The 15553-nt window shown below is 61.2% G+C and carries 15 protein-coding genes; 10 read left to right on the top strand and 5 right to left on the bottom strand.

The window, feature by feature from the left end:
- Positions 1-484: 484 nt before the first annotated feature.
- A complete protein-coding gene (locus M5G11_RS22570) occupies positions 485-739 on the bottom strand; it encodes a bacteriocin immunity protein (RefSeq protein WP_273913128.1) in 255 nt (84 codons plus the stop codon).
- A gap of 262 nt (positions 740-1001) precedes the next feature.
- On the opposite strand from M5G11_RS22570, the gene M5G11_RS22565 reads away from it, so the two are divergent.
- Both M5G11_RS22565 and M5G11_RS22560 read left to right on the top strand, forming a co-directional pair.
- Positions 1002-2171 carry an amidohydrolase family protein gene (locus tag M5G11_RS22565; protein WP_273913129.1) on the top strand — a complete coding sequence of 390 codons (1170 nt, stop codon included), beginning with the start codon at positions 1002-1004 and terminating at the stop codon, positions 2169-2171.
- A gap of 128 nt (positions 2172-2299) precedes the next feature.
- Positions 2300-3457 carry an MFS transporter gene (locus tag M5G11_RS22560; RefSeq protein WP_273913130.1) on the top strand — a complete coding sequence of 386 codons (1158 nt, stop codon included), beginning with the start codon at positions 2300-2302 and terminating at the stop codon, positions 3455-3457.
- 139 nt (positions 3458-3596) lie between these two features.
- Here the strand turns inward: M5G11_RS22560 and M5G11_RS22555 are convergent, their stop codons facing one another.
- From M5G11_RS22555 to M5G11_RS22540, 4 genes are all read right to left on the bottom strand, one after another.
- Positions 3597-4688, bottom strand: a complete 1092-nt coding sequence (locus M5G11_RS22555) for an extracellular solute-binding protein (RefSeq protein WP_273913131.1) — start codon at positions 4686-4688, stop codon at positions 3597-3599.
- Positions 4685-5797: an agmatine deiminase gene (gene aguA / locus M5G11_RS22550; RefSeq protein WP_273913132.1), complete on the bottom strand. Its 1113-nt coding sequence runs from the start codon at positions 5795-5797 to the stop codon at positions 4685-4687. The genes M5G11_RS22555 and aguA overlap by 4 nt, the downstream gene beginning before the upstream one ends.
- Positions 5798-5890: 93 nt before the next feature.
- The gene (locus tag M5G11_RS22545) at positions 5891-6778 is read right to left on the bottom strand and encodes a LysR substrate-binding domain-containing protein (RefSeq protein ID WP_273913133.1); all 888 of its coding nucleotides are present in this window, start codon (positions 6776-6778) and stop codon (positions 5891-5893) included.
- Between the two features lie 101 nt (positions 6779-6879).
- Positions 6880-7368 (bottom strand): Lrp/AsnC family transcriptional regulator, encoded by a 489-nt coding sequence (locus M5G11_RS22540; protein ID WP_273925372.1) that lies wholly within the window; start codon positions 7366-7368, stop codon positions 6880-6882.
- A gap of 162 nt (positions 7369-7530) precedes the next feature.
- Here M5G11_RS22540 and M5G11_RS22535 point away from each other — a divergent pair, with 162 nt between their 5' ends.
- The 8 genes from M5G11_RS22535 (at position 7531) to M5G11_RS22500 (ending at position 15366) form a co-directional block, all read left to right on the top strand.
- On the top strand, positions 7531-8343 hold the full coding sequence (locus M5G11_RS22535) for an enoyl-CoA hydratase/isomerase family protein (protein WP_273913135.1): 813 nt from the start codon (positions 7531-7533) through the stop codon (positions 8341-8343).
- The gene (locus tag M5G11_RS22530; RefSeq protein WP_273913136.1) at positions 8340-9728 is read left to right on the top strand and encodes an asparagine synthase C-terminal domain-containing protein; all 1389 of its coding nucleotides are present in this window, start codon (positions 8340-8342) and stop codon (positions 9726-9728) included. The genes M5G11_RS22535 and M5G11_RS22530 overlap by 4 nt, the downstream gene beginning before the upstream one ends.
- Positions 9729-9739: 11 nt before the next feature.
- The gene (locus tag M5G11_RS22525) at positions 9740-10603 is read left to right on the top strand and encodes a TauD/TfdA family dioxygenase (protein WP_273913137.1); all 864 of its coding nucleotides are present in this window, start codon (positions 9740-9742) and stop codon (positions 10601-10603) included.
- 2 nt (positions 10604-10605) lie between these two features.
- Positions 10606-11349, top strand: a complete 744-nt coding sequence (locus M5G11_RS22520; protein ID WP_273913138.1) for an NRDE family protein — start codon at positions 10606-10608, stop codon at positions 11347-11349.
- A gap of 15 nt (positions 11350-11364) precedes the next feature.
- A complete protein-coding gene (locus tag M5G11_RS22515; RefSeq protein ID WP_273913139.1) occupies positions 11365-12201 on the top strand; it encodes a GNAT family N-acetyltransferase in 837 nt (278 codons plus the stop codon).
- 19 nt (positions 12202-12220) lie between these two features.
- Positions 12221-13678, top strand: coding sequence for a class I adenylate-forming enzyme family protein (locus M5G11_RS22510; protein WP_273913140.1), 1458 nt, complete (start codon positions 12221-12223; stop codon positions 13676-13678).
- Positions 13675-14832, top strand: a complete 1158-nt coding sequence (gene argJ / locus M5G11_RS22505; RefSeq protein WP_273913141.1) for a bifunctional glutamate N-acetyltransferase/amino-acid acetyltransferase ArgJ — start codon at positions 13675-13677, stop codon at positions 14830-14832. Before M5G11_RS22510 ends, argJ begins: the two co-directional genes overlap by 4 nt.
- A gap of 168 nt (positions 14833-15000) precedes the next feature.
- Entirely contained in the window at positions 15001-15366 is a 366-nt protein-coding gene (locus M5G11_RS22500) for an SMI1/KNR4 family protein (RefSeq protein ID WP_273913142.1), read from the top strand.
- Positions 15367-15553 lie beyond the last annotated feature (187 nt).

Raw genomic sequence — 15553 nt, 5'->3', positions numbered from 1 at the left:
GCCGTAAGGCTGCGCTGGAGTCCGCAGGGCTCCCTATAAAGCGACGCCTGCGATGCAGGCGAGCGCAGCCTGCGGCAGCGGCTACCGTATCTTTGAGTTACTCCCGCGATGGTTGACCCATTACTTGTAGCTATTGCGCCTTGAATCCGGGCTTACCGTTCTCCTCGCGCCACGTCTTAACTATTTCCCCCGACTCAGCCCCCCACAGATGCTGGCCAATAAATTAAATCCGTCAGTGGGACCTGGCACACTTTATTTCTTCTATGAAGGCCAAGAACTCAGACTCTGTGTACATAAGCGAATCTCTTCAAGCCCACACGCCTACGTAGCCGCTGCCGACAGGCTGCGCTGGAGGCCATAGGCCTCCCAAAAACTGCGCCTACGTTGCAGGCGAGCGCAGCCTGCGGCAGCGACTTGTCCTTGGGCAAAGCAGTCATACAGTGCTTAAGCTCCATCCTCCAACCCGGCAGTTCTCCTCTGTTCATCACTTGAAGCCAGGTTTGCCATTCTCTTTGCGCCATAGATCAATTTGCTGAGCAATTTCATCCGAAGTAGGATCAGAGCCCCCTTGCGGATAGAAGATAAGGTCTGAACCCGCAGGGTGTTCAGACACGATCATGAAGTGCTCAATCAAATCGTCTTGATACTGCTCTCCCCCCACAGCACTCATGATTTCGGCGACTAAGTACTTAAATTCTTCAAAGGTATAATCTTCACATCTTTCCTTACTGGCTATCATCGTTACTTTCCACTCAAGCGAATATGATGTTTAGCAGGCACTACCCGCCTATTGCAGGCCAATCGTGCAGAGGGATGTGTGGCGAGGCTGCCGGCTCCAGGTGCAAATGCGGCAGGAAGGTTCTGAATCGGAGGCTGACAAGCAATGAATAGCGCGTCTGCGCGCCCTATCCACTTTTCGAATGGATTCGATTCCAACACTTAATTTGTGAAGCCCACCAGTCCCCCGATATCGTGTAGCCATGACTGAAAGGGGCTACACAATGACTGATCGCATCTTCATCAACGCCGTTGCCGCCGACGGCAGCAGCCTGCACCTGGCGGTCAAGGACGGCCGGTTTGCTTATATCGGCGCTCAGCGCCCGCTGTCGGACACTGCCGAAATCATCGACCTGCAAGGCCAACTGGTATTGCCCGGTTTCGTCGATGGCCATATCCATCTGGACAAAAGCTTCGTCGGTGATCGTTGGCGCCCCCATCAACCCGTCGACACCCTGCGCGAACGCCTGGCCGTGGAAAAACAGCTGCTGGCCTCCTCGCCCCCCATCGCCGAGCGGGCCGACGCGCTGATCCGACAGGCCGCTTCGTTCGGCACCCTGGCCATGCGTTGCCACGTCGATGTGGATGCCACCACCGGGCTGGGCAACCTGTACGCGGTAATGGCAGCCCGGGACAAATGGCGCGAGTTGATCGACATCGAGCTGGTCGCCTTCCCCCAGGCCGGCGTGGTGTCATGTCCCGGCACGGCGGACATCCTCGACGCAGCCATGCGTGAAGGTGCCCAGGTGGTCGGCGGCATCGACCCGACCACGCTGGATGAAGACGCCGAGGCGCAATTGGACATCGTCTTCGGTATCGCCGAACGGCGTGATGTGAAAATCGACATTCACCTGCACGAACCCGGCGAAATCGGTATCGCCCAATTGCAGCGCATTGCCGAACGCACCCTGGCGTTGGGCATGGCCGGACGGGTCGCGGTCAGCCATGCCTATGCCCTGGGTGAAGTCGAGCCGGCAGTCGTCGACCGGGTGGCCGAAGCCCTCGCCCGCGCCGATATCGCGATCATGACCAACGCCCCCGGCGACTGCGCCTTCCCGCCCGTGCTGCAACTGCGCAACGCCGGGGTGCGGGTGTTCACCGGCAACGACAATATCCAGGACGCCTGGTGGCCCTACGGCAATGGCGACATGCTGCAACGCGCCATGCTGGTCGGCTACCGCTCCGGCTTCTACACCGATGAAGACCTCAACATCGCCCTGCACATGGCCACCGACGCCGGCGCCAAGGTCATCGGCAAGCAGGGCTACGGCCTCAAGGTCGGCAACGAAGCGAGCTTTATCGTGATCAAGGCGCCGAACGCCGCTGCGGCTGTCGCGGCAGTGCCCAGTGAGCGGCGCATCGTGCGTAAAGGCGTGTTCTGGTCCGGCGCCTAACAGCACAAATCCTTAACCGTTCCACCCTGCAACACGCTGTGCCACACAGCGGCGGGCTCGCTCGCCTTGAGCAAGCTCGCCGCGCCGTAACGATGCCCCCAACAAAAACGACTCCAGGGCTACTTCCCATGACTAAAAACCCGCAAATCCTGCGTGCTTCACTGATCTTCACGGCGGTGGTGTCGATCATGATCGTTGGCGTACAGCCGATCTTCATCGGCCTGCTGGTCGAACGCCTGGCGCTTACCCTCAGCCAGCAAGGCTGGGTGATTTCCATCGAGATGGCCGGGATGGCCCTGGGCACCCTGCTCACCCCGCCGCTGGCCAAACGCTTCAGCGGACGCAACCTGTGCCTGGTCACGGTGCTGGTCAACGTACTGTGCAACCTGCTCAGTGCCCATGCCGACAGCCTGTCGCTGTTGATGCTCAGCCGCCTGGCCAGCGGCACCTGCGCAGGGTTGCTGTATGCGTACGCGGTGTGTGGCATTGGCCGGCTGCCGGGGCAGGACCGTTCGTTCGGCTTCATGTTGCTGCTGCAAACGCCGATTTACTCGCTGTACGCGGCGGCATTGCCGGTGATTGCCGCGGTGCAGAGCGTGGAGATTGCCCTCTATACCTTCGCAGGCTGGGCACTGCTGATCGGGGTGGCGTGCCTGAACATTCCGAAAAACCTGGATGTACTGGCGCAGTCCGATAGCAGCCCAGAGGCCCGCAGTGGGTGCGCGATCATTGGGCGGTTTTCGCTGGTCGGGATGTTGTTTTTGCAGGTGGCGATCTACTGCGTGTGGGGCTTTATCGACCAGATGGGCCGTGACCGGGGTATTTGCGCCGTGGATATCGGCTGGGCCTTTGGCGTAGGGACAGTAGGCGGCTTGCCAGGGGCGTTGCTGCCCAGCGTGCTGGGCGCGCGGGTGCAACGCGGCTTGATGATTGCCATCGGCTCGCTGGCGGTGCTGGTGGCTACTGGGTTGTTGACGGGGTATAGCCGCGATGCCAATGAACTGCTGGTGGCGATCACCCTGCTCAACTTTGGCTGGGTATTGGCGTTGTCCTACTACATGTCGTCGGTGACCACCAACGACCCGAACGGCAACCTCACCCCGCTGGTGAGCATTACCCTGATGGTCGCGGCGGCGCTGACGCCGGCGTTGATTGCGCTGTTGATGCAGGAGACTGATAGACCGTTGATCTTCCTGGTGGCCAGCAGTGCGTTGATTGTCGGGTTGATCTTCAAGTGGGTGGGGACGGTGTATAGCCGGCGGGCGCTGAGCCGACTTTCGATCTGACGCAATCTGTGGGAGCCGGCGTTGCCGGCGATGCAAGCCAAAGGCTTGCCAGCCAAGGTGTTTGCCCATCGCCGGCAAGGCCGGCTCCCACAGGTATTCCATTCCAATCCATTGCATGGGTAGCGACGGCCTCACCACCCTACATCCCGCTTTTCAACCGACTGAACGCCCGCGTCAGTTCCCGGTTGAACGCCTTGCCGTTGTCATTCTTGCTGTACAACCGCGCCCGCACCTCCACCGGTGGATAGGTGCCCGGCGCATTGCGGATCTGCGGGTCGACCAGGCTGTCGGCCGCGGTGATCGCATTGGCGTAATGGATGGTGTCGGTGATCGGCGCGATCACCTCCGGGCGCATCAGGTAGTCCATCAAGGCCCAGGCCGCCTCCGGGTGCGGCGCGTCCTTGGGCACCACCAGGGCATCCAGCCAGATCAACGTGCCTTCATCCGGGATGTGGTAGTCCAGGCTGAACGCCTTCTTCGCCTGCTGCGCCTGCGCCTCGGCAATCGCTACATTGCCGTTCCACGACATCGCCACACAGGTCTCGCCATTGGCCAGGTCGTTGATGTTGCGGTCGTTGTCGAAGTAGCGAATGTAAGGCCGCACCTTCTGCAACTGCGCCTCGGCCAGCTTCAGGTCTTCGATGCGCTGCTGGTTGATGTCCAGCCCCAGGTAACGCATCACCGCCGCAAAGACTTCATTGGGGTCGTTGAGCAGGCTGACCCCGCAACTGGCAAATTTCGCCACCACCTGCGGGTCGAACAGCATCGCCCAGCTGTTGCGCGGCGCATCCGCGATCCGCGCGGCGACGGCCTGCTCCTGAAAACCTACGCCCGTGGTGCCCCAGGCGTAGGTGCCGGCATAGCGGTTGCCCGGGTCGAATACCGCCATGTGCTGGCGGAACTCCTCACCCACCCCTTGCAGGTGCGGCAGCTTGGCCTTGTCCAGCGGCTGCAAGGCGCCGCTGGCAATCGCCCGGGTCAGGTGCTGACCGGCGCTGAGCACCAGGTCGTAGCCACTGCCGCCGGTGAGCAGTTTGGTCTCGGCGGTTTCCAGCGAGTCGAAGTGGTCGGCCACCACGCGAATCCCGGTGGCCTTCTCGAAGTTGCTCAAGGTGTCCGGGGCAAGGTACTCGCCCCAGATCAACAGGTTGACGGTCGGCTGTTGTGCGTCGGCCGCCTGGACCACCGGTGCCGCACACGCCAGGGCAAGTGCCAGGGCTGCACATTTCATGGGCGCTGGGCTCCTGCGTATTGCGGCATGGTGATGCAGGCAACGTTGCCGCCCCCGAGCAGAATCTCCCGCGAGTTTTCAATGCCGAGGATGCGGTGGTTCGGGAACAGCTCTGCCAAAGTTGCCTGGGCAATGCGGTCGTTGCGATCGCCGAACAGCGGCAGGACGATGGCCGAGTTGCCGACGTAGTAATTGATGTAGGACGCGCAGATCTTGGTCCCCGCTTGACGCAGGTGGGTACCTTCCACCTGGTCCAGCCCGGCCGCCTCGTCGGCAGTCCATTGCAACACGTCTGGTTGCGGCAGCTTGTGCACCTTCAGCTCACGCCCCCGGGCATCGCGGGTGCTGCGCAGGATGTCGTAGGCTTCCTGGTAGATGTCCCACTGCGGGTCGTCGCGGTTGTCGGTCCATTGCAGCACCACTTCACCCGGGCGAACGAAGCAGGCCAGGTCATCGACGTGGCCGTCAGTCTCGTCGAACTTGCAGCCACGCGGCAGCCAGATGACCTGGTCGGCGCCCAGGTAGTCTTCGAGGCGCTTGGTCACTTCGGCCTTGCCCAGGTGGGCGTTGCGGTTGCGGTTGAGCAGGCATTGCTCGGTGGTCAGCAAGCTGCCCTGGCCGTCACTCTGGATGCCGCCCAGCTCGGCGATCAACGGGGCGCGGTAGCGGTCCAGGTTCTCGATTTCGAGGATCTTGCTGGCGATCTGGTCGTCCTTGTCCCAGGGGTAGTACAGGCCGCCATCCAACCCGCCATAGGCGTTGAACTCGAAGTCGACGCCACGCACCTCCCCGCTGCCGTCATTGACCACGAAACACGGGCCGCTGTCGCGGAACCAGGTGTCGTTGCAGGTCATCTCGACCACCCGTACATGCGCCGGCAACTGGCGGCGGGCATTGGCGTATTGTCCGGCGGAAGCACAAACGGTGACCGGCTCGCTGGAGGCAATGGCGCTGACAATATCGACCCAGACTTTCTGCGCAGGCTTGGCACCGTTGCGCCAGACATCCGGGCGCTCCGGCCAGCCCAGCCAGCAGCCGGCCTTGCGCTCGAATTCGCCGGGCAGGCGGAAGCCATCGGCCTTGGGAGTGGTGCTGAGCGAACGTGCCATGGTGAACCTCATCGTCGGGTTGGGATGCCTGAACGCTACGCCGCTGCCAGCGTGGGTTCCAACGATGAAAACTCAGCGATAGGTGAATTCAATTCAAGGTTCGGCGATCTGTTCGCTGAACCACTCGATGAATTGCGCCACCGCGCCGCGCTCCAGGCGCAGGCGCTCGCAGACCAATGCGTACTGGCCCTGGGCAGTAACGCTGGCAGTGAACGGCCGGACCAGCCGGCCGCTTTGCAGGTCGGCGATGCACGTGAGGTTGTCGCCCATGGCCACGCCCTGCCCCAGCACCGCCGCTTCCAGTGCCAGCGCGGCATGTGGGAAATACAGCTGGCGCGTGGGCAAGGCATCGTCGGCGTGGGTGGCCAGCCAACTGGTCCAGGTCTTGCCGTCCTGGTCGTCGTGCAGCAGGCAATGGCGCACCAGGTCGCGCGGGCGCTTGAGCCCGCCCTGGTTGAACAGCCCGGGGCTGCACACCGGGAAGAACTGCAACAGCGGCAAGGGCCGCACGAAGTGGGTGCTGGCATCCAGGTCGCTGGTGCCGTAGGTGATGGCGATATCGACGTCCGCGCCGGGGGCGCCTGCGTTGATGGGCTGTTCGTGCAGGTGCAGGGTGATATGCGGGTAGCGGCTACTGAAGTCAGCCAGACGCGCGACCAGCCACTTCTGCGCAAGCTCGGCGGTGACCGCGACACGCAGGACAGCCTGTGAGGCCGGGTCGCGCAGTTCATCGCAGGCCTTGCCGATCAGTTCGAAGGCTTGCTGCAGGTGGCGCAGCAGACGTTCGGCTTCGGCGCTGGGGCGAACCTGGCGGCCGACGCGCTGGAACAGCTCGACGCCCAGTTGCTCCTCCAATTGGCGGATCTGGTGGCTGACGGCGCTGTCGGTCACGCACAGCTCGGCGGCGGCGCGGCCGAAATGGCCATGGCGGGCGGCGCATTCAAAAGTGCGCAGCGCAGTGAGGGATGGCAGTCGACGCATGTCGAGGTCCTTGTGGGCGGCAGGATCGCAACGTTGAGGCAGAATCATACAGCAGCACCCCAACGGATGAGGTTGCCGCGTATGCCCAGGCTGACAGAGCGCTAGTCACGCATCAGCGGCACGAACCCCTGGCCGCGTACTTCTCGCAGGATGAGGCTGCTGTAAAAGGTGTTTACCAACGGCAGTTGCCGCACCACACCATCGATGAACTCGACATATTCATCCATGGTGGCCGTAACGACCTGGAGCACCAGGTCGAACTTGCCAGTCACCACCTGCAACGCAGCGACTTCCGGCCGGTTCATCAACGACCTTTCGAGTGACTTGAGTTCGTGCTCTGCATGCGTTGAAACGTCCAGGAACACATACGCGCATACCGAATACCCCAGCAGCCTGCGGTTCAGATTTGCCTGATAACCCAGGATGAAACGCTGTGCCTCAAGTCGTTTGAGACGACGCCAGCACGGTGCGGGGCTCAAGCCCACTTCCAGTGAAAGCTCCACATTCGAAATACGCCCATTACGTTGTACCGCCCCCAGAATTCGCAGGTCGATAGGCTCTAGCGCTGGCAAAGAAATATACTTTCTCAAATCGCAATCCATTAGCAATTTATTATCGAAATGCCTCGTGCATCGATAAGTTTCTTTCCTTGAGACGCCCTAACATTGTTCGCCGCGCACAGTGCTATCCCCCCCAGGAATTTGCACGGTCGTACCCAATAAGGACAGTCTGGTACACACGGGAAGTTATCGATGCCAAGCAACATGAAAGAGTACCTCAATTACGATTTCGACATCACATTGGAAGGCGGTGTCGCACTGGTCGCTTTTACCGACTCGCACCGGCACAACCTGTGGTCGATGCCGCGGATGGCGCAATTGACCCGCCTGCTGCATCAACTGAATGACGATGGTGCGGTACATGCCGTGTTGCTGCACAGCGGCGAAGGCCGATCTTTCGGCGCAGGTGGCAGCTTTCACGAGACCTCTACCTTCAACGGTGGCGATGAAGTCGACATATGGATCGATCATGTCACCGACCTGTACGTTGCCGCCCTGCAACTGACCCGCCCGCTGATTGTCGCCATCGACGGCTATGCCATCGGCATCGGCTTGCAGATTGCCCTGACAGCGGACTATCGGATCGGCAGCGATCGCTGTGTGCTGAAAATGCCTGAGTTCGAACTGGGCATCGCCTGCACATTTGGCGGCTTCATGCTGGAAAAAATCGTTGGTCGCAGCCTCATGCAGAACATGCTCATGTCGTGTGCCGAATGGCCTGCGGAACGCGCATTGGCCGATGGCCTGCTGCACTGCGTTACCGATGCCAGGCAGTTGCGCGCCAGCGCACTGGAACAGGCCCACCGCGCCGCAGGTTTCACCAGCGCGGCCTTCAGGAATACCAAAACCTACCTCAACCGCGATTTTATCGCGGGCCTTGAACAGACCCGCATCGCCGGGAAACAGGCCCACCGTGCCGCGTTTGCAGCAGGTGAAGCACAAGGAAAGATGAAGACGGTCCTCGGCAAGTCTGCCGCCCAGTCAACCCTGGAGGCTGTCTCGTGACCCAACAGCCTTGGTTGTTACTCTCCAGTCGCCCCATCACTCAGTTAGAAGACGCCCACCTGCCGCTCACGGGGTCGGCATTTCACGGCTACGCCAATGCCTGGCCAACGCCGGTTGCCGGCGACCAGGCTGATGCGCTGGGCCGGCCATGCACACGACTGGTCGTCGGTGGCGACAACACCCTGGATGTGCAAGGCAACAAGCTGACGGTAGAGACCAGTAGCCGTAACATCACGCCGCTGTACTGGAGCGCGGATCACCGCGGCAACTTCATCATTTCAACTGACCTGTTGATCGCTGCCAGCGCCTGGGTGAACCTGACCGACTGCCAGTTATCCGTCCGTGAAAATGCTGGTGTCCACCTGGGGGACCATTCAAGCATTCATGGCCTCACCCGCCTGCAACACAGCAATCGCCTGGAGGTCGTGCTACAAGGCAACCGCACCCATATTGAATGTTGCGAAACATTCGACAGCCTGGCCTTGCAAAGCGCCCGATTTAACACTGCCGTGCTAGCTGGCGAGGCCCAGCTCAGTGCACTTGAACACAGCATTGCCGATCATTTGAAGTGGCCGGGCAAGGTCGCAGCGCTGGTCTCCGGTGGTGTCGATTCAGGCTTGGTTGCAGCCCTGCTGGCCAAGCAGTGCCCAACCTTCGAAGCTTTTAGCATTGGTACACCTTGGGGCAATGAGTTTGACGATGCCCAGCAACTGGCCGACGCCATTGGTCGCCCTCTGAACCGGGTCGAGCTCGATCCGCAGTCCATCCTGCTGGCATTACCGCAAACGGTGCGTGCCTTCGGTCACGCACACCCCCAGGCAGTGGAGATCGGTGTGGCGATCAGCGCATTCTGTCGCCAGTTGACCGCAGGTCACCTCATCTTCACCGGCTACGGCTCGGACCTGATCAACTCGGGCCTGGCTACCGGCGACGGAATGCCTGACGACATCCGCCACAGCATCGCCATCGAGGTCAACAAGACCCGCTATTCCAGCGAACTCACCAGCCTTGCAGCCCAGGCCTGCGGCAGTGAACTGGCGCATCCCTACTGGGACCAACGGGTATTGCGCACGGCGCTGGACACCTGCCCATCGGTCAAAACCACCCGTGGCCGCGAGAAAGGCCACCTGCGCCTGGCAGCGGAACGCTGGCTGCCTGCCGAAGCGGCCTGGCGCAAGAAAACCGCGATCCACCACGGCAATGGGCTTGGCGCCGCGCTGAGCCAGTTGATCGACGACACAAGCGGTCAGCGCGCCAGTGCTCCAGCCGTGTATCGACAGCTTCTGGTCACTCAGCTGGAGCAGGCCACTCGCACCCCTCTGAGCCCCCTGAGCGCTCAGGAAATCCTCGATCGCGCGTTGCATTCGATCACCCACCGTTGCTGAAGGAACAGCTCATGAATGCCTCTTTACCTGTGCAAAACGTGCGCGGCACGACCCTGACCACTTCTGGCTTGGGCATCGAGCTTGCTGATGACACCCCGCTGACATGCGTTCGCCAAGCCGTACTCGACCACGGTGTAAGCTTGCTACGCAATGTCCGCTTCGACGACCACAGCTTCCAGAGGTTCGTGGAAAGCCTGGGCGACAAGGTTTCCTATGTCGACGACAACGCCCAGGTGGGCTACGGCTTCTCCGACATTCTCAAGCTCAATGGCACCCACGATAAAGACAAGGTCATCACCGGTCGTGGCAGCCTGCCCCTGCACACCGATGGCATATTGCTCGGCACCCAGGTCGACCTGATCATCCTCTACGCCGAAGATGTCCAGGGCATCGACGAGGACGGTGCCACCGTTGTCTGCGACCAGCTTGCAGCCTGGCAAAACATGCCTGATTCACTGCGCCAGCCGCTGCTGGACGGCAAACTTGAATACCTGGCGTTCGAACGTGGTTACTTTGCCACCGTTCCTGAGGGGTGGTACCCGATCTCGACGTTCCGCGACTATGGCCGCATGCGCTCGCTCAATCTCGCCCTGCCCTTCGACAGGCAAGCCAAAGCCAGCTGGGATGTACGTGTTCCGGGGTTCACGGCCGAGGCCTCAGCCGCCTGGTTCGCGGCACTAGAGCAACACCTGACGGCCACCCCCTACGTGTATAGCCATCGCTGGCGGACCGGCGACCTTCTGGTTATCGACAACCAGCGAACCTTGCATGGCCGGCGCGGGTTGCAACCGCAAACATGCCGCAAGCTGCTGCGCGGGCAAGTCACGTTCAAGACGATTGCATCAGCGCCGGGCGCCACCCTGGCGAGCGTGTAACGGTGTGCACGATTATCGCCGCTGTCGGCCTGTCGCGACGCTGGCCGGTGCTCTTGGCTAGCGTTCGCGACGAGTCTGTCGATCGACCGTGGGTAGCGCCTGCACTGCATTGGCCCGACCGCCACCCGGACATCATTGGCGGTCTTGACCTGCAATCCGGCGGCACCTGGCTTGCGCTCGACCGGCGCAGGCACCGGGCCAGTTTCCTGGTCAACCGCCCTGAACGCGTACGTGGTGCAACCCGCAGTCGCGGCGAGCTGCCGCTGCTGGCATTGGACGCCCCCGAGCAGCAATGGGACGCCGACACGCTGTGCCAGTACAACGGTTTCATCCTCGGCCAGGCCGATGCCGATGGCCTGCTGCTCCATCAGTGGGACACCCGAACGCTGAACTCCCTGCGCCTGGGCAAAGGGGTGCATGGCCTGTGCTACCGCGGCATCGGCGAGGGCCATCCACGCCTTGAGCGCCATCTGCCGCTGTTTGCCGCCAAGCCACTACCGCAGCCTACTGTCAGCGCATCACCGACCCAGGCATGGGGGCAATGGTTATACCTGCTGGCGGGTGATGGCCAGTATGGCAGCGACGCGGATGCTCTGATCTGGCAGCGCGAAGTCGAGGGCAGTGTCTGGGCATCCCAGTCGGCAGCCTGCATTGCCCTGGGACCGCAGCGGTCGCGGCTGGACTTCAATGCCTCCCCCTTGAATCCCGCCTGCTGGAGCACGTTGTCTCCACTTTCACCCATTTAGAACGAGAATATTGCCTTGAGCATTCAAACCCTTCCTCAGGACCGCTATCCCCAGGTGCTGGAATTCATCCGCCACACCGAAGATGCCGATGCCCAACTGTTCCTGAGCAGTGCCCTGCGCAACTGCCCGCAAGGTCTGCAGGTATACCTGCGCGAGGACGACCGCGGGCTGCATGCAGTCATCGCCCTGTTGCCTTGCCTGCCGCCATTTGCGGTACCGGTCATCCTCGCCGCAGGTGATCCGGATGAAGCGTTGCTGCTTCAGGTCAGCCAGCGTCATGCCAGCCCAGAGATGGCCTTGGGGCCCAAGACGGTCCTGGAGCGCCTGACGCAATGCTGGCCACAAGCATGGCTACCTCAGATTGGCCGTCGCGACGAGGTGCTGCTCAAACAATTCGAAGCCTTCCCGGCCAGCACAGTGGCGGAATTGACGACCCGCCTGGCCCAGCCCACTGACGAAGCCACCCTGATCGACTACCGGATTCAGATGGAAAAGGACTCTGGCGTGAAGCTGATATCCAGCCAGGAACAGGCAAGGCACACCGTCCGCCAACTGATGCAACGCCAGGCGCTGTATGTAATCGACGTGGACGGCCGGCTAGGCGGCTGCGCGGCATTGACCAGCAGCGATGAAGAGCACGAACAACTGGGCTTCATTTTTGTCGACGCAAAGCACCGTCTGCGTGGTGTATCGGACCGGCTGCTGAGTGATGTATGCACAGGCATTCACCAGCGGCAACGCAAGCCTCTGACCTTCACCTGCGTGAGTGGGCCCTTGCGCAATCGCTTGGGTGAAATCGGCTTTCGGCCAGTCGGCGAGCACCTGAAGCTGTACTTCGGCCAGGGCTGCTGACCATCAAGGAGACGGATCAATGTTCCAGCAACAGTTCCACCGTATGGTCGCGCGCGATCAGCATAAATTGGCCGTCATTGATCACCTGGGAGCAACCCGGACCTATGCCGAGCTACTGCACGACATCAACCAGCTGCGCGGTCGCCTGCATGCTGCGGGCCTGTGCGAAGGGGATGTGGTGGCGACCCAACTGGGTAACAGCATCGGTTACGTAGCCCTGTTGTTTGCCATGGCCAGCCTGGGGCTGGTGCACTGCCCGATCAACCTGGCCAGCAGCCCCGAGCACCGGGCATTGCGCCTGGATCAAGTCCACGCTGCGCTGCTGATCACCGAGCACGGCTGGGTGCCTGAAGGGCTCGAGATTGCGGGGTTTGCCCTATGTGCTGCGCAGATAACAGTCAACATTCCTGGGCACGGCCATGCACTCAGCGGGCTGATGCGCATGCAAGAAACCTCCGGGAGCACCGGTACTCCGAAGCTTGCGTTGTGGCGACAAGACTGCCTGTTCCGGGAAATCATGCACTGGGTCGAATGTGCAGGGCTTGATGCCACTGACCGCTACCTGAACATCCATACCCTCGATGGCGGGCATGCCGTCGACCTTCACGTGTTCCCTGCCTTGTTGACCGGGGCCATGCTGTATCTGGGCGAGGCTACCCAGGTCGAAGAGAATCTGTGCACACTTGCCGAACAACGCATCACGGTCATGAGTGCACTGCCATCGCAGTACCTGGAGCTGGCACACAGTGCCCAACACCAAGGTGTTCGTTTGCCAGCACTGAGCAATCCGTTCTGTGGCGGCGCCTATCTGGACGACCCGGTCGTCGTGGAAACCGAGCGCTGCATGGGGGTGAGGATCAAGCGGATCTATGGTTCCACCGAGTTCGGCATGATCCTCGCCAACTTCGACGCTGGACTGCAGGTCAGTTGCGGGTTGCGTGCACTCGGCGATGTCAAGGTGGAGCTGCACGTGCTCGACCCGGCGCAGCCGGATATCGGCGAAATTGTCGCGCGCTCCAGCCATAGGGGTTCCGGCTACTTCCCGCTGTCTGCCGACTCGGTCGAAGGTGAAGCCTACTTCAGTGGCGACATTGCCCAGCGCCAGGCCAACGGCAATCTGATGCCACTGGGTCGCAGCACCGATGCACTGCTGACGCGCCAGGGCACGCAATTCGCGCCTGCCCTTGAAGGGCACATCGCACTCGCACTTGCCCTGACGCGCGTGGTAGTGCTGGTTGATGTCGAGGACCGTCGCCGAGCTCATGTGGTGATACAGGCCGATGCCAAGCGCGCCCACGATGCGCAAGCAAAACTCGTCCAGTTGCTCGACACACTCGGTGTTCGTGCTGGCATAGCAGCGCTCGAACGGATACCGTTGACACCTACCGGAAAGCCGGACCGCGCAACCCTGCGCAAGCAACTCGCCGCGCTTCACACGGTAAAGGACGCATTCATCATTCTGAAGGACCTGACATGAGCGACGCGCATCTTCAGCCGAAAGGCTTCAGCAGCATCATTGCCAACCTGGGCATCAAGGACAGCCGCGATGACTTCATGGCGGTCGTCTCCGACGTGCCGGCCAGCGTCAGTGCGATGTTCACCCAGTCGCGTTTCGCCGGCCCGAGCGTGACCTTGTCCCGCCAGGTCGCCCAGCGCCACACCGCGCGTGGCGTGGTCGTCATTGCCCGCAATGCGAACGTCGCCACTGGCCCCGAAGGCCTGGCCAATGCCGAAGAAGTGCGTGCGGGCGTGGCCCGGGCGGTCGGCGTCGATGCCCAGGAGTTGGTGATTGCCTCGACCGGCGTGATTGGTCGCCAGTACCCGATGGAAAAGATCCGCGCCTTCCTGGCCGATGTACCGCCCTTGCAAACGGCTGATTTCCAGCGTTGCGCCGCCGCCATCATGACCACCGACACCCACACCAAGCACGCTGCGCGCAAGGTGGGCAACGCCAGCCTGGTGGGCATTGCCAAGGGCGTGGGGATGATCGAGCCCAACATGGCCACCCTGCTGACCTTCTTCTTCACCGACGCGCAAATTGCGCCGCCGGTGCTGGATGCCATGTTCCGCCGGGTGATGGACAAGACCTTCAATGCCTTGAGCATCGACACTGACACCTCGACCAGCGATTCGGCGGTGATCCTGGCCAACGGCCTGGCCGGCGAAGTGGACCTGGGCGAGTTCGAGCAGGCCTTGTACGACATCGCACTGAGCCTGGTGCGCATGATCGCCTCGGACGGCGAAGGCGCCAGCAAAGCGCTGGAGGTGCAGGTCAGCGGCGCCCGCGACGACGCCCAGGCCAAGCGCGTGGCCAAGGCCATCGTCAACTCGCCGCTGGTCAAGACGGCCGTGCATGGCGCGGACCCGAACTGGGGACGGGTTGCCATGGCCATCGGCAAGTGCGAGGCGGACCAGGACATTGACCCGGACAAGGTCAGGATTGTATTCGGCGAGACCGAAGCCTATCCGCGTCAGTTGGACGAGGCCGGTTTGCGTGAGGTGAAGGGGTATCTGCAGGGCAAGGAGGTGCTGATTTCAGTGGACCTGAATATCGCGCAGGGACGCTTTACGGTTTATGGGTGTGATTTGTCGGAGGGGTATATCCGGATTAATGCGGATTATACGACGTGAAATGCGGGGGGCATCAACACCTGTGATGCATGGCTGACATGCGGCGCAAGGTTGTAGTCCAGATATGGATGTTCAGTCGGCAACCCTTTCTGACCCGAAGCGGATACGTTCGGGTTGGATAGCCTGTCATCCACCGGATGCTACTAGTTCAGTGCTCGAGTTGAGCGAATGACAGACGATCCTTTTCGTGTTCCAACAAATGCTGAAATTGCTGACGCACAGCGTTTGCTCAATTTTCGCTTTCCCGATCAATACATCCGGTTCCTGCAAGGAGGTAGCAATGTCGCAAACGCTGCCTTTGAACCGGCGGTGATAGTGAGAGGGTGCAGCTATCTGGATATCTTCGAAATCGCCGAAACGGCTTGGGCACAGGGCGTGCCCCGGGATTGGTTGCCTTTCATTGAGGATAACAGTGACTACTTCTGCATATCGGAGACAGGTGCCGTTCGATACTGGTCGCACAACGGCAGGACAAGCGAACGTTGGCCAACCTTTTCCGCCTGGTTCGAAAAGGTATGCGTAGCCCTTGAATAGGGTGTGCACGAAATCGGAAATTCCAGTGACCACTTCGGCCGATTGCTGCCTGTCATGAAGGGCTGCAATCGGCCCAGAGTGTGTCAAAACCCTTGTTAGCGGCTTCCACTCTAGTGTTTTTTCCTACTCAGCCCAGGTCAGACATCAGTTGCTCAGATTCAGTATAAGGGCTATTCGGAATAGTGTG

The organism is Pseudomonas fontis (assembly GCF_028656955.1).
Lineage (GTDB): Bacteria > Pseudomonadota > Gammaproteobacteria > Pseudomonadales > Pseudomonadaceae > Aquipseudomonas > Aquipseudomonas fontis.
This window is presented reverse-complemented; position numbering and strand designations above follow the sequence as displayed.